The organism is Ensifer sesbaniae (genome assembly GCF_013283665.1).
Taxonomy (GTDB): Bacteria; Pseudomonadota; Alphaproteobacteria; order Rhizobiales; family Rhizobiaceae; genus Ensifer; species Ensifer sesbaniae.
In genome coordinates this window covers 1,243,393-1,264,479 of the sequence record NZ_JABEKU010000002.1, presented here as the reverse complement: position 1 = coordinate 1,264,479, position 21,087 = coordinate 1,243,393, and the positions used below count along the sequence as shown (strand labels likewise).

Here is a 21,087-nt window from a genome sequence, read left to right as displayed (position 1 = left end):
CAAACTTGACTATTCCCCAATTGGTCGTCGCGACGGGGCGGTCAAGCGGAGGAATGGATGTGGCGAGAACGGGGTGGCGACGCTTGCGTCTCTCTCGAGTGTTAAGACGAGCCTTAACGGCCTTTGGCGTGTTTTGCTCAGCCTGTCGGCGGCGTTTGCGTTCTTCCGGCTCGGCCGAACGCGCAGCCGCCTCGATCTTCGGCCAACGGTTGCGAAGTTGCTCATACGAACGGAAGGGAATCCGCCACGCCCGCAAACCATCGTCCCAGTTCGACCATGGGACAGATCGCAACAGGGCGACAAGCTCCTTGGAATACGGGGTGCGCACGAGCAGGTCGTCATCGGCTGTGAGATAAGGACTTTCTATCGGCTCGAATTCGAAGGCATCCCTGCCTCTCTGATCACCGAATGGATCGTGGTGAGCGCGCTCCTGGTCGAACCAGCGGGCAATCCTCTGACCGGCGGTCTTTCCTGGCACAAACCATTCCCTTCGATCGGGATTCCAGCGCGCGCGGCGGAAACTCTCCCGAAAGCGATCTACGGCCGTGCGTTCATAGTCGAACCTTATCCAGGTTCCCGGCTTCGACTTGTTATCGTTCTCTGACCGGTGTCTCGATCTTGGCATCGCCGAACACCTCACAATTGCCCTAACTAAACGCGCGGGCAGGCCGGTGGTTCGGACAAGAGTAAGAAGGAGCCCGGACTCAGCCAGCGCCTCGGCAGCAGATGAGTTTCGCGCGCATCGATAGAAACGAAGAGGGTGTCATCGGCTACGAGGAGCATGCCGCCGACATCGAGGCCGGGTTCGTCAAAATCAATGCAGACGAGAACTTAACAAGCCCGGTCAGGGAATATGCTGCCTGGCTGGGCAAGGAAGCGCCGGGCTTCCCGCAGTCGGTCGCCGTTTCCGTCACCAGATGCTTCGACAAGATTGTCGATGTGAATGGCGATGGAAGTCACGTGCGCCCGGAATTCGCCGGCCGAATCCTGCCGGTTGACGATGCGGTTGCGAGACGTTGCGCGCACCTGCGCATCCCGGACCGGCGCAACGAGGCCGACGCACTGATTGCGGCGACGGGTTTGGCCAGCTTCATCGGCGTATCGATCCCGGCGGCGTAGCCGGCACAACCAATCACCGTGTGGTATCGTGCGAACAGTGAAGCGAGCTCATCGATCGAACTCTTGACCAGGTCGCCAACAACGATCTCGATGCCGAGCTCCCGAATCTCCGCAATGGCGCGCTGCTTATCCGGGTCATCTGACGAGACGGCGCTGGCGCGCAGGAGGACGCTGATCGTCGTCTCCTTTGTCTCGCGTGCACGGCGTGCCAGATTGCGAAGGACGGGTTGCCCGAGTTCCCCGGCACTCAGCACGAGAATGGACCGCGGCGTTGTATCGTATGCTGTATCGCTCATCGTTTTGCCTCATTGAGAATGCGTTTCGGCCTTGATGACGGAGTGCGCAGCGAACTGCTCGCGCATGCCGGCAACCGCTGGTCGCTCGGCGTCATCCACACGCTCGGCGTCGGTAGGCTGCGCCATGCGGAGGAGATCGGGAGGCGCATGCACGGAGTTGGGTGTAGCGGCTGAGATAGGCCAAGACCGCCTCGGGACCGTCGAACGGGGGCTTGGCGTAGACGACCCACTCGGATTTGCGCAAGGGGGCAAGCCAGGCAGCGAAGGCATCCGCCTCGGCGAGCCCGGCGAGATCCCCGAAAAAGGACAGATCGCCGGCTTGATGCAGTGCCATCAGGCCCTCAAGGAATAATCGCCGGAACAGACGCGACAGAACTTTTACGGGCAGGAAGAAGCCGGGGCGACATGCGATCCAGCGGGTGCCATCCAGCGACAGCCCGCCACCGGGCACGATGATGTGCACATGCGGGTGATGGGTCAGCGCCGATCCCCAGGTGTGCAGCACGCTGGTCATGCCGATGCGCGCGCCAAGGTAGACATGGTTTTGAGAGAGGCCTGAGTTACGACAACGCGTTGCCCGATAGCGCTTGTCTACCGTGAAAGACGCAAATTGCCCGTGCGACGCCAGCAAAAAGAGAAGCCACTGCGAAGACTGCCCCGACTATATCCAAACCCGCCTTATTGCATCGAAAGCAGCCATTATAGAGGGATCGCCGATACGAGCCTCCAAGCAGAGGAAACTCAGCGTCGTGGAGATTTTAACATTCTCAGCGATGACAAGGCCGTGTGCCTGTTGTTCATGAAGGGCAATCGACTCTCGGCAAAGGCTCAATCCCACCCCTGTCCGTACCATGGCAACCATGGACGCCTCCTGATCCACTTGGGCGACTATATTTTGCCGGACGCCTAATTCGGCAAATAGGCGCGACAGCAATCGATTGTGGACCGAGGCCTGCGGTGTGCCGATCCAAGGAAGCGATGCGAGCTGTGACCAATCCGCGCCGCGCACGAAACCGGCGAGCGATGGTGGAGCGACGACGCGATAGGTTAATTGCGCCAGCTCGCGGGCATGAAAAAGCGGTGCGGCGCTTTCTCCGGTAATCTCGGCGGAAGGATCATAATCTCTTGGGTCGCCGAGATAGAAACCGGCATCGAGTTCATTTCGCCTCAGCCCCTCCGGAACGTCGCCGCTCATGCCGTGGCGCAGTGTGGTTTCTATGCCCGGCCCGCTTTCGATCAGCGCCTTCAGAAACGCCCCCAACCGGGTGAACTCCGGGTCGATGATCGTGCCGATCCGCAATTTCCCTCGTACGCGTGTCGCCAAATGTCCGGCCGTCTGCCCAAAATCCGTCAATGCCGTCAGCACCTGCTCCGCCTTGGCTGCCAGCAGGGCGCCTTCCTGCGTCAGTTTCAGCCCCGTGGACGTCCGCCGGAACAAGGTGAGCCCGGTATCGGCGGCAAGGCGCTTCAATTGCAGTGTGACGGCGGGTTGGGTGACGTGCAGTTGCTCCGCGGCGCGCGTGACGTTGCCCTCGCGCGCGACGGTGACGAATGCCTTCAATTTTCTCAGGTCGACTGACTGAAGCATATTAATTTCACTTATAATGCCTTGCGTTATTTGTCATTGGATTTCCGGGTCGCTCCTCCGCTATTCCTGAAAACAGAGATGAGGAGGAGGCTAAAATGCTGCGGCAAATCGTCGAAGCTTATGATTGTGCGGTATTGCATCGCAGCAGGCGGGCAAGCCGATGACCAGCCGCGCTTCTTACCGCGCCGCCGATAGTTTTGACTATATCATCGTCGGTGGAGGCTCCGCAGGCTGTCTGCTCGCCAATCGCCTCAGCAGCGATCCCGCGATGCGCGTGCTGCTGCTAGAAGCTGGCCGAAAGGACGACTATCACTGGATTCACATCCCCGTCGGCTATCTCTATTGCATCGGTAATCCGCGCACCGACTGGCTGTACAAGACCGAACCGGATGCCGGATTGAACGGCCGGTCGCTGCGCTATCCGCGCGGCAAGACGCTCGGCGGCTGCTCCTCGATCAATGGCATGATCTATATGCGCGGCCAGGCGCGCGATTTCGACGGCTGGGCGGCGGCGACCGGCGATGCCGCCTGGTCCTGGCAGAATTGCCTGCCCGATTTCAAGGCGCATGAGGACCATTACCGGCTCGACAACGGCGCGGACCCGAAGACCGGCGGCAACAGCCGGTTCTCCGACATGCACGGCCACGGTGGCGAATGGCGGATAGAGAAGCAGCGGCTCAAATGGGACATCCTCGAATCCTTCGCCGAGGCCGCCGTCGAGGCCGGTATTCCGCGCTCCGACGATTTCAACAGCGGCGACAATGAGGGTGTCGGCTATTTCGAGGTCAACCAACGCTCCGGCTGGCGCTGGAATACCTCCAAGGCTTTCTTGCGCCCGGCGAAACACCGCCCGAACCTGACGATTTGGACGCAATCCCACGTCGAAAGGCTGATTCTGGAAACCGAGGGTTCCGGTCACAAGCGTTGCGTTGGCGTTATGCTTCAGCGGCAGGGACGCAGTGCGCAGGTTCGTGCGCGCAGGGAGGTCATCCTTTCCGCCGGCGCAATCGGCTCGCCGCAGATCCTGCAATTGTCGGGCATCGGGCCGGGCACGCTCTTGAAGCGCCAAGGCGTCGAGGTCGCGCACGACTTGCCGGGCGTCGGGGAAAATCTTCAGGACCATCTGCAAATCCGCGCGGTCTTCAAGGTCGGCAATGCCAAGACGCTGAACACGCTCGCCAACAGCCTGTTCGGCAAGGCGATGATCGGGCTCGAATATATGCTGAAGCGCAGCGGCCCGATGAGCATGTCGCCCTCGCAGCTCGGTGCCTTCACCCGTTCAGATGACAGCCAGGCCCATGCCAACCTGGAGTATCACGTCCAGCCGCTCAGCCTCGACGCCTTTGGCGAGCCGTTGCACAACATTCCCGCCTTCACCGCAAGCGTCTGCAACCTCAATCCGACCAGCGTCGGAAGCGTGCGCATTCGCTCCGGCAAGGCGTCGGATGCCCCGGCGATCGCGCCGAACTACCTTAGCACCGAAGAGGACCGCCGTATTGCTGCCGAGAGTCTCCGGCAGGTGCGCAAGATCGTGTCGCAGCCGGCGCTCGCGAAATACCAGCCGCGGGAGTGGAAACCCGGCTTGCAGTTTCAGAGCGACGAGGAGCTGGCCCGGCTCGCGGGCGATATCGCCAACACCATCTTTCATCCCGTCGGGACGACGAAGATGGGCCGTGACGATGATCCGATGGCGGTGGTGGACAGCCGTCTTCGGGTGCACGGCATCGATGGCCTGCGCGTCGTCGACGCAGGCATCATGCCGAAGATCACCAGCGGCAACACGAACGCGCCGACGCTGATGATCGCCGAAAAGGCGGCCGGCTGGATCATTGCCGATGCACGCGTATAGGAAATCCTTGGGAGGACAGTCGAAATGACATCGATCGCGCGCTCCGCGCTTCCGCTTTCCGGCGTTCGGGTGGTTGATTTCGGGCAATATATTGCCGGCCCGGCTGTTGCCATGATCCTTGGCGATCTTGGCGCGACCGTCGTGCATGTCGATCCGCCCGGTGGCCCGCTCTGGGATAATCCCGCCAATGCCATCCTCAACCGCAACAAGCTGATCATCACCCTCGACCTCAAGACAGAGGAGGGGGTGGAACAGGCAAAGGCGCTGGTCGCCGAGGCCGATATTGTTGTTGAGAATTTCCGCCCCGGCGTGCTCGCCCGGCTCGGAATCGATTTTGCAGCGCTCCGCAAGGCGCGGCCGGAGCTGATCACCCTGTCGATCCCCGGTTTTGCCTCCGACGATCAGCTTCGCCGTGACTGGAGGGCCTTCGAGGCGGTAATTGCGGCGTCCTCCGGCGTCTTCACGGATATGGGACTCAATCGCGTTTTGATGGGCATCAACCCCTCGTTCTCGCCGCTGCCGCTCTCTTCCGCCTACGGCACAATGCTTGCGGCGTCCGCAACGGTGCTGGCGCTTCAGGCGCGCGAGCGCACCGGGCACGGCGACCACATCGAAGTACCGCTGGCAAGTGCCGTCATGGAGGGCCTCTCCTACAATTCGATCCTGATCGATGATTATCCGCTGCGTTACCAGACCCAGCGCGAGCGGGAGATCGAGCGCCGGCGCGGCGAGGGCCTGCCGATGGATATGTCCTATGACGACCTCCAGGAGTTCCTCGATCCCTTCTATCGCAGCTATATGTGCGCCGACGGGCGGATGTTCTACGTCGTCTGCCCCAGCCACAAGAACCATGCGAAGCGCTGCCTGCAAGCCCTCGGCCTCTACGATGAGCTGGTGACCGAGGGACTGCGCGAGGAGGAAGACACCTATCTTCCGGTCTCTCAATGGTCGTCGGACGTTTCGCTTGGCGTCTATCCGCTCCCGAAATTCTGGGCCGACAAGATCGCGGCCCGCATGAAGGAGGTCTTCCTGACGAAGACGGCGGCCGAATGGGAGCGGGTCTTTGGGGAAGGGCTGTTTCCGGGTGCGCCACAGCGCTGGCTAAAGGAATGGATCGCCGACGATCACGCCAAGGCTGCCGGCCTCATGATCGAGGTGGACGATCCGACCCTCGGCCGCATGATCCAGCCCGGGCCGATGGCGTGGCTGCAAGAGAGCGCGGACGCCATGTTAACGCCGCACCCTCGGCGCTGGGGAACGGTCAAGGATGCGCTGGCGATGTTTGCAGACATGGAGCGTCCTTCCTTGCCGGCCCCTCCGACCGACGCCCCCGGTGGCTGGCTGGATGGCGTCAGGGTACTTGATCTCTGCAATGTGATTGCCGGCCCGCATTCGGTCGCCTATCTCGCCCGCTTCGGCGCGGAGGTCATCAAGATCGATCCGGCCAAGCCGCTCTATGATTGCTGGAACACCGTGATCTTCGGCATGTCGCACATGCGCGGCAAGCAGTCCGTGCTTCTGAACATCGGTTCGCCCGATGGCCGCGTTGTCTTCGAGGAACTGGTGCGCTCCGTCGACGTCGTGGTCTGGAACGCCACCGACCGCCAGGTCAAGGCGATGGGGCTCGATGCCGAAGGTCTGAAGGCGCTCAACCCCCAAGCGATCTTCTGCCAGCTCGATTGCTTCGGCGGCGTTCGCACCGGCCCGCGCACCGACTATCTCGGCTATGACGATCTCGTGCAATCGGCAACCGGCATCATGCTGCGTTTCGGCGGCTCGATGGAAACGCCGGAAGAGCACGCCCATGTCGGCACCATCGACGTTATGTGCGGCTTCGGCGCGGCGCTCGGCGTCGCCACGGCTCTCTACCAAAAATCCAGAACCGGGATTGTCGGCCGCCCGCGCACATCGCTGTCGGCACTGACCGGCCTCGCTCAGATACCGTTCTGCTATGACTATGCGGGGCGCGGTCCGTTCGATGAGCCGTCCGGCCGCGAAACCAAGGGGTATCATGCCCTGTCGCGGCTCTACGAAACGGCAGGCGGCGATCACCTTCTTTTGTGCGCCTCGGAAGCCGATCTTCCGCGCTTCGGCAAGGTTGAAGGTCTGAGAGGGATTGTTGAGATGGTCGCGTCCGATCGCGAGGCCTATCTCGCAGGGGCTTTCCTGACCGCGCCGGCGGAAACCTGGCAGCAGCGCCTGCAGGAAGCCGATATTGGCGTATCGCTCTGTGAGAACATCGAAACGATCCGCAGCCGCAGTGCCCGTATTGCCGACGGCACGCCCGGGATCGACCGGGGCAGCTATTCCTTCTCCATCTTCCCGAACCATCCGAGCGGACACACGGTCACGCAGCTCGACCCCTTCGCCATCCGTCCGGCCGTCGGCAAGGTCAAGGCTGTCGCGCCGGCGGAGAAGTACGGGGCGTCTACGCGCGCCGTTCTCCGGTCCTTGAACTGCACCGACGCCGAGATCGACCGGCTGATCGCCTCCGGTACGATCAGCGAGACCTGGAGTGCTGAGTATCTGCCAAGCTAGCAGGAAACGGCGGCTTCGGGTTCTGAGGAGGATACCGGAGCCGCCGGCGGCCCGCTGAGGTACGCGATGGCGTCGACGGGCTTGAAACTTCAACATCGCGCATAGGGAGGAAATGCCATGAAAGAACTCTTCGCCTCGACATGCCTTGCAGCAGCGATGCTGACCTTTGGCAATTCGGCGCAGGCAGCGGATTGCGGCGACGTCACCATCGCTAGCATGAACTGGCAGAGCGCCGAAGTGCTCGCCAGTCTGGACAAATTTATCCTGACCGAGGGTTATGGTTGCAACGCCGAAATCATACAGGGCGATACGGTCCCGACGATCACGTCGATGACCGAAAAGGGCCAGCCCGACATCGCGCCGGAAGGGTGGGTCGATCTTCTGCCTGATGTCGTCAACGCCGGCGTTGCGAACGGAAAGCTCGTCGTTGCATCGACCGTCCTGACCGACGGCGCGGTGCAAGGCTGGTGGATTCCGAAGTACCTCGCCGACGCTCATCCGGACATCAAGACGATCGATGACGTCCTCAAGCATCCGGAACTGTTCCCGGACCCCGAAGACAAATCGAAGGGTGCGATCCACAATGGCCCGCAGGGCTGGGGCGGTACGGTCGTGAGCAGCCAACTCTACAAGGCCTACGGCGCTGAGGCGGCGAACTTCACGCTGGTCGATACCGGTTCGGCCGCCGGTCTCGACGGCTCGATTGCCAAGGCTTACGAGCGCAAGGAGGGCTGGGTTGGCTACTACTGGGCCCCGACCGCGCTTCTCGGCAAGTACGAGATGGTCAAGGTCGAGCATGGCGTACCCTACGATGCGGCCGAGTGGAAGCGCTGCAACACGGTTGCGGATTGCCCGGACTCAAAGAAGAACGACTGGCCGAAGGATACGGTCCAGACGCTCGTGACCAAGGCGTTCTCCGAGCGCGCCGGCGTGGACGTCATGGGCTACCTCAACAAGCGCGCCTGGAGCAACGACACGGTCAACAAGCTGATGGCCTGGATGACCGACAACCAGGCAAGCGGCGACGACGGCGCAAAGCACTTCCTCGAAGAGAACGAGGCCATGTGGAAGGCGTGGGTATCGCCGGAAGCTGCCGAGAAGATCAAGGCAGCACTCTGATCCCGTTCAAGACGTTGCTGGCGCGCCCCGGTGGAACATGCTGCGCCGGCAACGAACAGCGCGTCAAAGGATGCGCTTACCGTTATCGAGGAGGATGGATTTTGGATTGGCTATTCAGCTTTCCCCACATGGACGATGCGTCTTTACGCGATCTCAAGAAGGTGATCGACGAGGGGTTTCGCGGTTTCACGCGTGCCTATGGCGACGGTCTTGAAGCAATTTTCGAGCCGCTACAGCACTTTCTGATCTGGTCGGAACGCTTCATGACGAAGACGCCCTGGCCGATTATCCTCCTGTTGATCGCTGCTGTCGCCTGGTTCGCCAGCCGTAATTGGAAGATCGTCGCGGGAACGGTCGTGACGCTGCTGCTCATTGGTTATTTCGATATGTGGGACGACACGATGAAGACGGTCTCGATGATCTTCGTCTGCACGGTGCTGTCGATCGTCGTCGGTATTCCCATCGGCATCGCCATGTCCCGCTCGGACAGAGTCCAGAACGTCATCAACCCGATCCTCGACGTCATGCAGACCATGCCGAGCTTCGTCTACCTGATCCCCGTCGTCATGCTGCTTGGCATCGGCAAGGTTCCCGGCCTGATCGCGGTGGTGATCTACGCCATCCCGCCGATGATCCGCCTTACCAATCTCGGTATCCGCCTCGTTGACAAGGATGTACTCGAAGCCGCCGATGCCTTCGGTTCCTCGAACTGGCAGAAGCTGAAGAACGTGCAGATGCCGCTTGCGCTCCCCACCATCATGGCGGGCATCAACCAGACGATCATGATGGCGCTCGCCATGGTGGTCATCGCCTCGATGATCGGCGTTCAGGGCCTTGGACAGCCGGTGCTGAAGGCGATCTCCAACCAGTACTTCACGCTCGGGATCTTCAACGGTCTCGCCATCGTCGGCATCGCCATCATCTTCGACCGCGTCAGCCAAGCTTTCGGCGCGCGCCTTCAAAAGCACCGGGAGGTGGTTCATGGGTAACAAAAAAATTGGTGGCTTCGGCATCGAAATCAAAAAGCTCTACAAAATCTTCGGTCCAAATGGTGCGGATTGCGTCAAACTTGTCGAGCAAGGTGTCACGAAGACGGAATTGAACACAAAGCATGGCCATGTCCTTGGTTTGAGAGATATTAACATCTCAATGCCGGCTGGCGGCATTCAGGTGATCATGGGACTTTCGGGATCGGGAAAGTCCACGCTCATCCGCCACATTAATCGCCTTATCGATCCGACGTCCGGTGAGGTTATCATCGGCGACGAGGATGTGGTCAAGATGGATGCCGTGCAGTTGCGTGAGTTCCGTCGGCATCAGACCGCCATGGTGTTCCAGAAGTTTGCGCTTCTCCCCCACCGCACCGTTCTCGAAAACACCCTCTATGGCCTGGAGATACAAGGGGCACCTCGTAACCGGCAGGTCGACTGCGCCATGCGATGGATCGAGCGTGTCGGACTCAAGGGTTTCGAGAGCAAATATCCCAATCAGTTGTCGGGCGGTATGCAACAGCGTGTCGGTCTTGCCCGTGCGCTGGCGAACGATGCGCCGATCCTGCTGATGGACGAGGCGTTTTCCGCGCTGGACCCGCTCATTCGCGTCGACATGCAGACCGTGCTCCTCGACCTGCAGAAGGAGATCAAAAAGACAATCGTGTTCATTACCCATGATCTGGACGAGGCGCTGAGGCTTGGGGATCGCATTGCAATTTTGCGGGATGGGGAAGTCGTGCAGCAGGGCACCGGGCAGGACATCGTGATGAACCCGGCCGACGATTACATCGCCAGCTTCGTCCGGGAAGTAAACCGCGCGCGCGTCATCAAAGTCGAGACAGTCGCCACCCCGCTGAATGCTTCGGCCCGTGAGTTGAAGATTTCGGTGCCGGCCGGCGCGAAGTTGGAGGAAGCGGCAAGAGCGATGACGCTGGCCGGGGCAAGCGAGATCGCCGTTGTCGATGGCGACGGTCAGGCCATAGGTGTGCTGACGCTTCCCCAGGCGGTTGACGCCATGGTCAATGCGCAAGTGGCCTGCTCTACGCCCAACGCAAAGAAAGTCGCGTAGGCAAGAATTTGGACCTCAGATGTTTGACGCCGTCCTGATCGAGAAGTCCGACAGCGGGCAGGAGGCCGGTCTTTCGAAGATCGATACCTCGCGACTGCCTCAGGGCGAAGTGCTGGTGGATGTCGCGTGGTCGACCCTGAATTACAAGGACGCTCTTGCGATCACCGGCGCCTCGCCGGTGGTGCGCAGTTTCCCTATGGTGCCTGGGATCGATTTTGCGGGCGTCGTTGCCGAAAGTTCCCATTCCGCCTTTGAGCCGGGTGATCGGGTGGTGCTGAACGGCTGGGGCGTTGGGGAGCGGCATTGGGGTGGACTGGCGGCCAAGGCGCGTGTGAGTGGAGACTGGCTGGAGCCGGAAAGGGTCAGCCTCCGGGACGCCATGGCGATAGGGACCGCTGGCTACACGGCGATGCTGTGAGCCATGCGCTCGAGCGCAACGGTGTGATGCCGGATAGCGGAGAGGTGGTGGTAACCGGTGCCGCCGGTGGTGTCGGCAGTATTGCAACCATGCTTTTAGCCGCGCGCGGCTACAGCGTCGCTGCCGTTACTGGGTGGACGGCCGAGGCGGATTATCTCACCGGCCTCGGTGCCGCCACCATCATTGACCGGGCTGTAAACGCAAGACTGTTGTTCTGCCAGTGATGAAACTGTCTCGACGCCGCCGCCTGCACACCGCTTGTTCCGGTTTCGTGCTTCTACGATCGCATAATGTATCGTCCGGAACCTGCATCACTCTGCCATGCGCGGATTCGGCATTGCGGCGCGGTCTCGTGGTTGAAGGGAAGCGAGCGGTCTTGCCAAATTTTGCCAAGGCCGGTATGGTCAATCGCATGAGCACAATGAACATTTCCCTGCCGGACCATCTTAAAAGCTTCGTCGATGAGCAAGTCGCCGGACGGGGTTATGGGACAAGTAGTGAGTATATTCGGGAGTTGATACGTCGAGATCAGGATCGCCTCGCGTTACGTAGGTTGTTACTTGACGGAGCCTCGTCCGCACCAACTGAGCCGGTCGACGCGGAGTATTTCACCAGTCTGCGCGATCGAGTTCGTGGTCAGCACAGCAAGTGAATAATAAGACTATTATCCCGCGGCAGTCGGCGCGCAGCGACGTCGAGGCGGCCATTGACTATTATGCACGCGAAGCAGGAACCGAGGTCGCCGTCGGATTTATCGACGCAGTTCAAGCGGCGTACGCTTTGATCGCACGCCATCCAGAGGCTGGATTGTTGCGGTATGCATACGAATTGGGATTGCCTGACCTACGGAGTGTCTCTGTGAAGAGATATCCCTATCTCGTTTTCTATCGCGACCAGCCAGATCAAGTCGACGTGTGGCGCGTGCTACATGCCAAGCAAGACATTCCGCAATGGACGCTGGAGCCGAACAATCACTGACCGCACGGACATTCCCGCCGAAGCTATTGGTGGGCCCCTGGTTCGTATCCACTCAAGGCGACGGAATGCCAACCCTTGGTATAGCCGAAAGGAAGTCATGTAGGTTTGATGGCCGCGTCCGCTTCGGATTAAATATAGACAAAATCAAAAACAGGCGGTCTCAGTAGCCGAACCGGGCGGGTAAGAACGCGCCTTTCTGCTCGGGTGACCGCTGTTCAAGAGCATCCAGCACGAGGTCGGCCGTCTTCGGTCCGGAAGCAAGCCCAACATGGCCATGACCGAACGCGGCTATGATTCCAGAGTGCCGTTTAAGGGAGCCGATCACCGGCAATCCATCGGGTGTCGAGGGGCGATGACCCATCCAGAGCTTGAGTTCCGGTTGCTTTTCTTTGGCGAGATAGGGATAGCTTGCCAGTGCATGAGACTGAAGAACCTCGGCACGCCGCCAGTTCGGAGCCTTCTCGATGGTCGCAAGTTCCACCTGACCGGAGAGCCGCAGACCCATTTCCGTAGGTGTGTTTGCCATCTTTCCGGTACTCGGCATGACCGGGATATCGAACGGAACATCGCCCGAGGTGACGGTGACGTGATATCCTCTTTCGCTCTCCATGGGGATTTTGATCCCGAACTCGCGCATCAGCCTTTTGGAATGGATTCCCGCAGCCACGACGACGTAATCCGCGGCAAGACTCTCGCCGCCCGTAAGAACGACTCTTGGGGTTGGCGTGGTTAGGATGGAATTCGCGCTTTTCTGAACGAAGCGAACACCCGCTGCGATCGCCGCATCAACGATACCGGCTACATAGGCGCCAGTATTGACGCAGTGGGCCCCCTTTGTCACATAGGCACCAAAGCGGAAATTCGGACCAAGCGCGGGTAATTGATGCCGGAGTTTGGATTCGTCCCATTCCTCGAAAGCGACACCGTTCTCCCGTCGTAGCCGCCAGCTCAGGGCCTCCGCCTCGTAGGCCATGCGGTCCGGATAGGCATATAGCAGGCCCCTCTGGACAATCAGCTGTCGTCGCCCGATGCGCTCGGCTAGAGCCAGATGACGCTCCGGCGCGTCGTGCAGAAGGCTGTTCAGGTGACGCGCAATCTTCGTGACGCGGCTTTCGGTCGCCCCCGCCAGAAGGAAGCGCAAGAGCCACGGCGCGAGGCGCGGGATTGATGTCCAGTCGATGGTCAGCGGTCCACTGCGATCCAGCAGAAAGCCCGGCACCTTACGCCAGATACCCGGGAAGCTCATGGGGATGATCGAGGCCGGACTAATCCATCCTCCATTGCCGTAGCTGGCAGCCTCTTCGCCCCCCGGCCGCCCGCCGTCGCAAATCGTTACACTCCAGCCCGCGTCCGCCAGCCTCAGTGCCGTGCAGGCACCGACGATTCCGGCGCCGAGAACAATTACATTGCCCGTCATGCTTTCTATCCGATGTCTGGTCGCCCGATCAGGCAAGTCCGCCATGGAAATGGCTGAGGAACTCGCGCGTTGCCGCTTCGCGCGGTTGGTTAATGACCTGGCGTGCATCTCCTGCTTCGACAACGTAACCGTCCTTCATGAAGATCACGGTGTCTGCCACGTCGCGGGCGAAAGCCATTTCGTGAGTGACGAGGATCATGGTCATGCCCTGTTCGGCGAGCTGCCGTATCACAGCCAGCACCTCACCCACGAGTGCTGGATCGAGGGCGGAGGTCGCCTCGTCGAAAAGCATCACGTCCGGGTTCATTGCAAGCGCGCGGGCAATGGCGACCCGCTGCTTCTGGCCCCCCGAGAGCTGTTCGGGGTGTGCTTCGGCTCGGTCGGCAAGGCCCACTTTGGAAAGAAGTTCGATGGCGCGTTCGCGCGCGCTTTTCTTGTCCTGCTTCAATACCGTCACCGGACCGACCATGACATTCTCGACCACGTTCATATGCGGAAACAGGTTGAAATTCTGAAACACCATGCCTGTGTTCGCTCGGAATGCGGCGAGGTCTCTGTCACGCAGGGAGACGTTTCCGGCGGAGAAATCCATCTTGTGATCGCCAATGGCGACGTAGCCCGCATCAGGAAGGCAAAGAAGATTCAGGCTGCGCAGTAGGGTCGACTTACCTGAGCCGCTCGGCCCGATCAGGGCCACGACATGGCCACGCGGCACGATCAGATTGATGTCGCGCAGAACTTCGAGCGGGCCGAAGGACTTCTTCAGCCCGACGACTTCAATCATCAGATCCTTGTCCATGAGGGGGCTCCGGTGGTTCCGCAAATCGGAATTGGGCTGATAGGTCATGCCTTGTTCCTGTCCTCGAGCCAGTGTGCCGTCCGGGTTAGCGGAAAGAGGACGGCGAGGTAAATCGCGGCGATCAAGGTATAGGTTTCCAGCGGGCGATAAGTCGCCGATGTCACGAGCTGGCCCTGGTACAACAGGTCTGGCACCGCCAGCACCGAAAGGAGTGACGTGTTCTTCAATTGCAGGACTGACTGGTTGACGAGCGGCGGTACCATGCGGCGAAGCGCCTGCGGCAGGATGATCTTGCCCATCAATTGCCCGCGCCGCATCCCGATCGCGCGGCCCGCGTCCCACTGGCCTATGTCGATCGACACGATCCCGCCACGGATGATCTCGGAATAGAACGCGGCGCCGTAAAGCGTCAGGGTAAGGAAGGCGGCCATGGGCGGCGAAATCTCCACGCCGGTCAGCATGGGCAGCGCATAGTAGCACCAGACGAGCTGGACCAGCACAGGGGTGCAGCGAAACAACTCGACGACAGCCATCACGGGAACGGTAACAACGCGGAGCCCGGACAGCCTGGCCAGCGCGAAGATTGTGCCGACGACAACGCCGGAAACGACGGTAAGTACCGTGAAGCCGGCCGTATAGGCGAGGCCCTCCAGCAGGAGATAACGATATTGCCAGAGAGTGGCAAAATCCCATTGGTAATCCATTGGGTGCGACCTTATTCCATCCCGGCAAAGTGCCGGGGGCAGGTTGAACTGTAGAGCAGCCGGCCAAGCGTCAGGACGTCGAAGACCGGCAAGGCGCAGGCTTGCGCGATAGCGGCTGCGAAGGGCGGCATGTTGGTACATTCGAGAACGATCGCGCCGACCGAGGGATTCCGTGCCACAAGATCGCAGGCGACGGATATGACTTCAGCCTCGAGTCGGTCCTTGTCATAGGCAGCTCCGCCTTCGATCAGGGCATGGAAAGCGCCGTTGGAAGGCACCCCGGCGACTGGCGTGGAGGGATCCGCGCGGCAGGCCGAGAGCATTTCCGGCGTCAGATTGGCGCCATCATAGGTGATGACACCCGCCCGCCGTCCGGCGCCGAGTGTCGCTTCCACCAATGGAAGCTGAACCAGGCTCGAAGCGGCCGCCGGAACACCAAGGGCATCGGCCAGGCGCTGCTGATGCAACGCCATGAACCCGCAGGACGTGATAATGGCGCAGCAACCTTCCGCTATGAGGCTCTCACCGGCCGCGATGAAGTCGTCGAGGAGGCCGGCGCCCCCTCGACGGATCACCCGGTCCGGCGAGGCTCCGCTGACGCGTCTGAACTTTACCGGAAAGTCCCACGAGCCGGGATGACCGACATCGCCGGGTGGACGAGGAAAGTCCGTATCCAGCATGATGACACCTAGGGAACGGGCAGGGGCGGACATCGCGGCGACCGACTAGAACTTCAGCGTCGGCGGCAGCTTCGCCCGGTCGACTCCGACGAGCGCAAGGCTATCGAGTATCCACTCGTTCACCTTGCCCGCGTGACGACGGGTCTGGAGCCAATTATCGACGAAATCGCGAAACTCGCCATTCGGATCGCGGCGAACGCCGATCGTCGTCGGTTGGCTGGATTGCGGCTGAGGCACGACGAGGTTGAACTTGTCGCCGAGGTTCTTCGATGTGACGACAGAAAGCAGCGCCACCTGGATCAAGGCATCGGCGCGACCCGACTGAAGCGCGAGGATCACTTCATCCGCACTCTTGAGAGCGACTAGCGTGCAGTCAGGCAGGTTCTTGCGCGCGAACATGTCATGGGTGGATCCGAGATCGACCGCCACTCGCACGTCGGGCTTGTTCAACTCATCCCATTTGGTGACTGCAAGATCCTTGCGGGTGAGGATGGTAAAGGTGTTGTCGAGCATCGCGCCGGTGAAATCGACGACCTTGGCCCGCTCGGGATTTTTGCTTAACCCGAACATCATGTCGATCTTGTTGCCTTGCAGGTCCAGGACCGCATTGCCCCAGGTAGTCTCGACCATCTCGAGCTTGACACCCAGATGCTCAGCGAAGTCCTTCGCCAGCGACACGCAGAAGCCGCCCCATTCGCCGGTTGCCAGATCCTTGTGATAATAGGGTTCGGTCCCCGAAAACACGCCGATCCGTAATGCGCCGCGCGCCCGGATGGCTTCGAGCGTCGGGCCTTCGGCCGCCGCTCGCACGATACCCCGCGATAATAGGGCAACACTGCCAGCGAGCAATAAACGCTTGTTGAAATCACGTCTGTTCATTGTGGTTCCCCTTTTTGTTGGTTGGCCTTCATTGGGCCCTGACATTGATCAAGCCGCTTTCACGGTTGATCTTGTTGGAAAGCACGACCGAATAGGTGACGCTTTCAATTCCTTCGATCTTCGCGAGGTCTTCGATGAGTGCGTCGAGGTCCTCGAGGAAATTGACACAGACCCGGCACATGATGTTGGCCGGACCGCTTGTCGCATCAGCAGCGAGGATTTCCGGATATCCTCGCAGGATCGCAAAGAGCCGCTGCGCCGCGCGGGGCGTGGTTGCGATGAAGAGGTAGGCGAAGATGCTCTGTGCGAGGAGATGACGCCCGACGATCGCTCGATAGCCCAGAATGACTCCGCGGCGCTCCAGTCGCTCGATCCGCTCCTGGACGCTCGATCGCGCCAATCCGACCCTGCGCGCAAGCTCACTTGCGGGCATCCGCGCGTTCTCTTCCAGCATGGTGATCAGATTGCGATCGATGCTGTCGCCGTAATCCATGTCAACCTCACATCCATTCCTGTATTAGAATGCAGTTGAACCGCCCCAAGGAAAAACATTGAAAACTCCGTTCTGCATGACTTAAAGTCATCATGCGTCCATGGAGGCCTGATGCTTGCGCCGTTTCCTGCCGTCCCTTTCAGCCCTGCATGCCTTTGATGCTTCAGTCCGGCACCTGAATTTTACCCGGGCGGCCGAAGACATCGGCATCACCCAGAGCGGCATTAGCCGACAGATCAGGAATCTTGAGAGTTTTCTTGGCCTTAGCCTCTTCGAGCGCTCGGGTCCGCGACTCATCCTGACGGAGTCAGGCGCGAGTTATTATGAGGAGGTTTCGCGGCTGCTCGGTAAGCTCGAAGAAGCCTCGATCGACGCTGTGCGCGGTAGAAAGACCCAGGGCATTCTAAAGATTGGGCTGCCCTCGACGCTGATGCGCCGATGGGGAGCGACAGTGCTTACGGCTTTCTCTTCGAACCACCCGCAAGCATGGTTTGAAGTCTATCCGTGTCGCCATGATCTGGAGTTCGCGACATCCGACCTGGACTTCGCCATTCTCAGGGGGACGGGAAACTGGTCCGGTGCGCGCAGTCACCTGCTGTTTCCGGAGGAGCTGGTCGTCGTGGGTTCGCCGAAACTCCTTCCAGCCGAAGGATTGCCGAGCGACGAAGCGCTGCTTGATTGCCCGCTGATACAGAACTCCGCCCGGCCGAGCCTATGGCTGCATTGGCTGCGCGGCGCCGGCGTAAGTTATAATAGCCGCATATATGGCCCGCGCCTGCCGACGACGGACATGATCATTGAGTGTGCACTTCAGGGCATGGGGCTGGCAGTCGTCCCCGAAATACATGTCCGTGAAGAGATTGCCGACGGTCGGCTCCGACCCGCATTTCGCCGGTATCAGCCCTCGGGCGAGAGCTTCTACCTATGCTATCCCGAGTCTCGCATCGGCTCGGATGGCGTCAGGGCTTTTCGTGACTGGTTCTTGACCGAGTTCCAGCGCCAGAGGCAGTTTCTGCCGCCGGCGCCGGATTTTCTTCAAAGGTAGCGCCGTTCACGGGGCCGAAGCTCCAGCGGGTCATCGCCACGTTTAGTGAGCCACGAATATACCGGCGGCACCCGATCCGCGATCGACTCGATGTGGACATCAATGAGGCAGGGGCCCAGATCGTAGTCAAAGGCCCCCGCGAGTGCGTTGTCCAGCTCCGCTCCTGTTTTGGCTGTCCAGGCTTTCAGACCATAGGCCTCGGCGATCGCTTGCCCTTGCGGTGCGAGGAAGTCAACGCCGAAGCACTGGTTGTGCCCTTTGAGCCGATGCAGCCCCTTGATCCATCCGAAGGTGCCGTTGTTGAACAGGATGAGGATCGCGGGCACCTGCAGCCGTACCAATGTTTCGAGTTCGCCGACAGTCATCCCGAAGGATCCATCACCGAAAAGGCCGATTGGACGCTTGCTTGGATCAGCCCGCCATGCACCTACCGTTGCAGGGAGGGCGGAACCGAGACCGCCGAAGGCGCGAGGGATTGCAAAGCGCGTTTCGCGATCGTTGATCTTCAGAAAGCGCGTCATGTAGGGGGTTGGGGTTCCGGCGTCCGAATAGATCAGGGCGGGCTTTCCCGAGGCTTTCAGCGCCTCGTTGAAAGCTCTCACTGCCCGCTCCGGGCGCATTGGGAGCCGCTCGTCCGTCAGTGCCCCCTCGGCATGTTTCCAGAAGATACGGCGGGACACGTTCAGTTCTTCGACCCAAGGCTCGTGACGCGAGGGGTCAACGTCGTGCTCCAGTTGCAGCAGTTCATCGAGCACCAGAAGCGCATCTCCCTGGATGGAAAGCAGGTTCTCGTAGTTGTTCGCCATTACCTCAGGTGCGATGTCGATCTGCGCAAGCCGGCGGTTCAGAGTGATCTTGGGGAAGGTCCATCCAATCGTCACGACCGAGCCGATGCGCGATCCCACGAACAGAGTGAAATCGGAGTGCTCAAGCGCCCAGTTCGCATGCGGATGATAACCATTGTCGCCAATGACGCCAATCGCGAGACGGTGGTCATCGTCGATGGCGCCTTGTCCCGTCATCGTTGTGCACATCGGCATATTGTATTTCTCGGCGAGCTCAGTGATCAGCTGACCTGCTCTAGCCCGGTTGACACCGCCACCGGCGACTATGAGCGGGCGCTCTGCCTTGGCAATGAGGTCCAGGAGTTGCTGCAGTTTGCGCCGGGGAGGTAATGTGGGATAGGCCGGAAATGTGCGGCATTCCTCTTCGATGTGCAGTGATATCCGCGTCGCGTCGACCTCGGCCAGCAGCATGTCTTCCGGTATCTGCAGATGGACCGCGCCTGGCTTGCCCGAGCAGGCGACGCGGAAGGCGCGGCGAACGATCTCCGGCAGCTTCTCGGGCGATTTGACCTGCACGGACATTTTGGTGACGGGCTCAAAAAGCTTGGCGCAGTCAAGCTCGGTCAGAACCCCGCGCCCCTCGCCGGGGAGGGGGATGTCGATCGTCAGCAGGATGACGGGCACGGAGGAACCGTTCGATTCGGCGACTGGCGGCAGCGAGTACATTGCACCCGCCCCCGACGGGCACTCAAACACTCCGGGCCTGTTGGTGAACCGGGCATAGGCGTCTGCCATGAACCCCGCCGACCGTTCGTCTCGGGCCATCACATGGCGAATCTTGTCCTCGCGTCCCTGCAAAGCTTCGTAGAGTGGAACATTGGTGTCGCCCGGCACGCCGAAGATCGTCTCGACGCCGTAGCCGATCAACATCTCTACCAGAATATCAGCGCCGCGCATTTCGTCTCTCCTGTTGTGCATAGGTACACACGAGGTTAGAAGAGCTGGTTTTCGGTATGTACCCGCGCATCGCCAGATCAGCGCTGTTCCTGCCGGCGATTCGTCGGTCCTGCCCAACGTGGCGAAGGGCTTGCGCTCGTCTTTATCGGAGGCCGGAGCGCTCGTTCTCGTTCTGTGCTCAAAGGATCGCATAATGTATCGACTGGAATGCCAGCCTTGTGAGGAAGAGAATGGCCGAGTGGAGTCTGCGGCCATCCTGCACCCAATGGACGCGCTACGCTGAAAGACGAGCTTCAGGGAAGTGCGCCGCGGCTTCTTCCAGGGCCTCCTCGGCCCACTGATTGAGGCTTTTTCCCGAAAGTTCGGCCGCCAAAGCAGCCCGGCGGTGCACTTCAGGAGCAACACGAAACATCATCTTGCCTGAATAGGGCCTTTGAGGCTCTTTGCCGATGCTTTTGCAGGCCTCGAGGTAATCATCGACAGCCTCGTGGAATGCCTTCTTCAGTTCACCAACGCTGTCCCCGTGAAACCCGACTACGTCAGAAATGCCTGCAATCTTACCGAAGAACAGTTCGTCCTCCGCGTCGAATTCTATGCGAGCGTGATAACCGTTGTAAGTCATGGTGTTCATGGTTCTACTCCAATTTGCGTCAGGAACTCGCGAGCATCGCGAACCTGATAACTCTTTGCCTCCTTGTCGGGATGAGGACGATGGAAGCTCGCGATTATGCCGTCCTTTTCGAACTTAACGCGAGAGCCGTTTCCTTCGATGACGTTCGCGCCGGCAGCGACAAGCAGGTTTTCTATAGCGGCCCACTCGATGGTTCCCGAGACCGGATCTTTGAAGATCGCCACGAGCGTCTTTTTCTGCTTGCTGTTCATGCTAGCATATATAGTGGTGCTTGCTATTTCTGCAAGCGTTATTTCTCATGCAAATACGATCCGCGTGTTTTGAGCCATGGGTGTGCATCGCTCGATGGGTCCGATCTCTACTTGCGCGCCCGTGCACCCTTGACGCTGCGAAGATCCGTGCGCTCGTGGCTTTTGGCATAGTCGTTTGCGAGTCGCACGCCCGGGAAGAACTGGCGGCGGGTTCGATTCTCTTCAAGGCGAAGGATAGGAATCGATATCCGGACTGGCGGCATGTCGCCGGCTTTCGATCGTATCAGTCGGGTGGAACTTTGCCGTTCGACGCGCCCAGCAGAACGAGCAAAGAGTGCGAGAGGCGGATGTGCCAATCGAATACTTTAACGTCGCGTTCGAGGCCGGAAGCTGAAGGCCGGCTTCCAGCTTACGCCTCAGGGATAGTCGAAGCCGCGAAAGCCATATTAGGTTCAAGCGATGCTTCGCCTTCCGTTTCCA

General features: G+C 60.2%; 20 protein-coding genes and 2 pseudogenes. 11 read left to right on the top strand and 11 right to left on the bottom strand.

Going from position 1 to position 21,087, the window contains the following annotated elements; all coding sequences use genetic code 11:
- The first annotated feature begins 73 nt into the window (after positions 1 to 73).
- Positions 74 to 604: a hypothetical protein gene (locus BHMPCIPO_RS23570; protein WP_173519221.1), complete on the top strand. Its 531-nt coding sequence runs from the start codon at positions 74 to 76 to the stop codon at positions 602 to 604.
- 122 nt (positions 605 to 726) lie between these two features.
- Positions 727 to 1,119, top strand: coding sequence for a PIN domain-containing protein (locus tag BHMPCIPO_RS33005; RefSeq protein WP_246304518.1), 393 nt, complete (start codon positions 727 to 729; stop codon positions 1,117 to 1,119).
- Positions 1,120 to 1,554: 435 nt separating this feature from the next.
- Here the strand turns inward: BHMPCIPO_RS33005 and BHMPCIPO_RS23560 are convergent.
- Positions 1,555 to 1,950 (bottom strand): annotated as a pseudogene (locus BHMPCIPO_RS23560) (IS91 family transposase); the annotation flags it as partial.
- Positions 1,951 to 2,076: 126 nt separating this feature from the next.
- The gene (locus tag BHMPCIPO_RS23555) at positions 2,077 to 3,003 is read right to left on the bottom strand and encodes a LysR family transcriptional regulator (RefSeq protein ID WP_173519220.1); all 927 of its coding nucleotides are present in this window, start codon (positions 3,001 to 3,003) and stop codon (positions 2,077 to 2,079) included.
- Between the two features lie 160 nt (positions 3,004 to 3,163).
- Between BHMPCIPO_RS23555 and BHMPCIPO_RS23550 the strand changes: the two genes are divergently transcribed.
- The 8 genes and pseudogenes from BHMPCIPO_RS23550 to BHMPCIPO_RS23515 all read left to right on the top strand — a co-directional run bounded on the left by BHMPCIPO_RS23550 (position 3,164) and on the right by BHMPCIPO_RS23515 (position 11,966).
- Entirely contained in the window at positions 3,164 to 4,852 is a 1,689-nt protein-coding gene (locus BHMPCIPO_RS23550) for a GMC family oxidoreductase (protein ID WP_173519219.1), read from the top strand.
- A gap of 24 nt (positions 4,853 to 4,876) precedes the next feature.
- On the top strand, positions 4,877 to 7,390 hold the full coding sequence (locus BHMPCIPO_RS23545; RefSeq protein WP_173519218.1) for a CoA transferase: 2,514 nt from the start codon (positions 4,877 to 4,879) through the stop codon (positions 7,388 to 7,390).
- Positions 7,391 to 7,507: 117 nt separating this feature from the next.
- Positions 7,508 to 8,509 carry an ABC transporter substrate-binding protein gene (locus BHMPCIPO_RS23540; RefSeq protein WP_173519217.1) on the top strand — a complete coding sequence of 334 codons (1,002 nt, stop codon included), beginning with the start codon at positions 7,508 to 7,510 and terminating at the stop codon, positions 8,507 to 8,509.
- Positions 8,510 to 8,610: 101 nt separating this feature from the next.
- Positions 8,611 to 9,498 (top strand): ABC transporter permease, encoded by an 888-nt coding sequence (locus BHMPCIPO_RS23535; RefSeq protein WP_173519216.1) that lies wholly within the window; start codon positions 8,611 to 8,613, stop codon positions 9,496 to 9,498.
- Complete coding sequence (locus BHMPCIPO_RS23530; protein WP_173519215.1) at positions 9,491 to 10,570, top strand: quaternary amine ABC transporter ATP-binding protein; 1,080 nt, start codon at positions 9,491 to 9,493, stop codon at positions 10,568 to 10,570. Before BHMPCIPO_RS23535 ends, BHMPCIPO_RS23530 begins: the two co-directional genes overlap by 8 nt.
- 19 nt (positions 10,571 to 10,589) lie before the next feature.
- Positions 10,590 to 11,179 (top strand): annotated as a pseudogene (locus tag BHMPCIPO_RS23525) (alcohol dehydrogenase catalytic domain-containing protein); the annotation flags it as partial.
- A 185-nt stretch (positions 11,180 to 11,364) separates the two neighbouring features.
- Positions 11,365 to 11,640, top strand: coding sequence for a type II toxin-antitoxin system ParD family antitoxin (locus BHMPCIPO_RS23520; protein WP_173519214.1), 276 nt, complete (start codon positions 11,365 to 11,367; stop codon positions 11,638 to 11,640).
- Positions 11,637 to 11,966 carry a type II toxin-antitoxin system RelE/ParE family toxin gene (locus BHMPCIPO_RS23515; RefSeq protein ID WP_173519213.1) on the top strand — a complete coding sequence of 110 codons (330 nt, stop codon included), beginning with the start codon at positions 11,637 to 11,639 and terminating at the stop codon, positions 11,964 to 11,966. The genes BHMPCIPO_RS23520 and BHMPCIPO_RS23515 overlap by 4 nt, the downstream gene beginning before the upstream one ends.
- A 160-nt stretch (positions 11,967 to 12,126) precedes the next feature.
- On the opposite strand, the gene BHMPCIPO_RS23510 is transcribed toward BHMPCIPO_RS23515, so the two are convergent.
- The 6 genes from BHMPCIPO_RS23510 to BHMPCIPO_RS23485 are packed head-to-tail and all read right to left on the bottom strand — an operon-like array spanning position 12,127 to position 16,938.
- The gene (locus tag BHMPCIPO_RS23510; protein WP_173519212.1) at positions 12,127 to 13,383 is read right to left on the bottom strand and encodes an NAD(P)/FAD-dependent oxidoreductase; all 1,257 of its coding nucleotides are present in this window, start codon (positions 13,381 to 13,383) and stop codon (positions 12,127 to 12,129) included.
- Between the two features lie 28 nt (positions 13,384 to 13,411).
- Positions 13,412 to 14,182, bottom strand: coding sequence for an amino acid ABC transporter ATP-binding protein (locus BHMPCIPO_RS23505; RefSeq protein WP_282439095.1), 771 nt, complete (start codon positions 14,180 to 14,182; stop codon positions 13,412 to 13,414).
- Positions 14,183 to 14,226: 44 nt separating this feature from the next.
- Complete coding sequence (locus BHMPCIPO_RS23500) at positions 14,227 to 14,886, bottom strand: amino acid ABC transporter permease (RefSeq protein ID WP_173519211.1); 660 nt, start codon at positions 14,884 to 14,886, stop codon at positions 14,227 to 14,229.
- Between the two features lie 11 nt (positions 14,887 to 14,897).
- Positions 14,898 to 15,599, bottom strand: a complete 702-nt coding sequence (locus BHMPCIPO_RS23495) for an aspartate/glutamate racemase family protein (protein ID WP_173519210.1) — start codon at positions 15,597 to 15,599, stop codon at positions 14,898 to 14,900.
- 12 nt (positions 15,600 to 15,611) lie between these two features.
- Entirely contained in the window at positions 15,612 to 16,445 is an 834-nt protein-coding gene (locus BHMPCIPO_RS23490) for a transporter substrate-binding domain-containing protein (RefSeq protein WP_173519209.1), read from the bottom strand.
- Between the two features lie 28 nt (positions 16,446 to 16,473).
- Complete coding sequence (locus BHMPCIPO_RS23485; protein ID WP_173519208.1) at positions 16,474 to 16,938, bottom strand: Lrp/AsnC family transcriptional regulator; 465 nt, start codon at positions 16,936 to 16,938, stop codon at positions 16,474 to 16,476.
- Between the two features lie 115 nt (positions 16,939 to 17,053).
- Here BHMPCIPO_RS23485 and BHMPCIPO_RS23480 point away from each other — a divergent pair, with 115 nt between their 5' ends.
- Positions 17,054 to 17,983, top strand: a complete 930-nt coding sequence (locus BHMPCIPO_RS23480; RefSeq protein ID WP_173519207.1) for a LysR substrate-binding domain-containing protein — start codon at positions 17,054 to 17,056, stop codon at positions 17,981 to 17,983.
- Here the strand turns inward: BHMPCIPO_RS23480 and BHMPCIPO_RS23475 are convergent.
- The 3 genes from BHMPCIPO_RS23475 to BHMPCIPO_RS23465 all read right to left on the bottom strand — a co-directional run bounded on the left by BHMPCIPO_RS23475 (position 17,974) and on the right by BHMPCIPO_RS23465 (position 20,607).
- On the bottom strand, positions 17,974 to 19,725 hold the full coding sequence (locus BHMPCIPO_RS23475) for a thiamine pyrophosphate-binding protein (protein WP_173519206.1): 1,752 nt from the start codon (positions 19,723 to 19,725) through the stop codon (positions 17,974 to 17,976). The two genes, BHMPCIPO_RS23480 and BHMPCIPO_RS23475, sit on opposite strands and share 10 nt — an antisense overlap.
- A gap of 274 nt (positions 19,726 to 19,999) precedes the next feature.
- Positions 20,000 to 20,356, bottom strand: coding sequence for a type II toxin-antitoxin system HicB family antitoxin (locus BHMPCIPO_RS23470; protein ID WP_173519205.1), 357 nt, complete (start codon positions 20,354 to 20,356; stop codon positions 20,000 to 20,002).
- Positions 20,353 to 20,607 (bottom strand): type II toxin-antitoxin system HicA family toxin, encoded by a 255-nt coding sequence (locus BHMPCIPO_RS23465; RefSeq protein ID WP_173519204.1) that lies wholly within the window; start codon positions 20,605 to 20,607, stop codon positions 20,353 to 20,355. Before BHMPCIPO_RS23465 ends, BHMPCIPO_RS23470 begins: the two co-directional genes overlap by 4 nt.
- Positions 20,608 to 21,087: the final 480 nt, after the last annotated feature.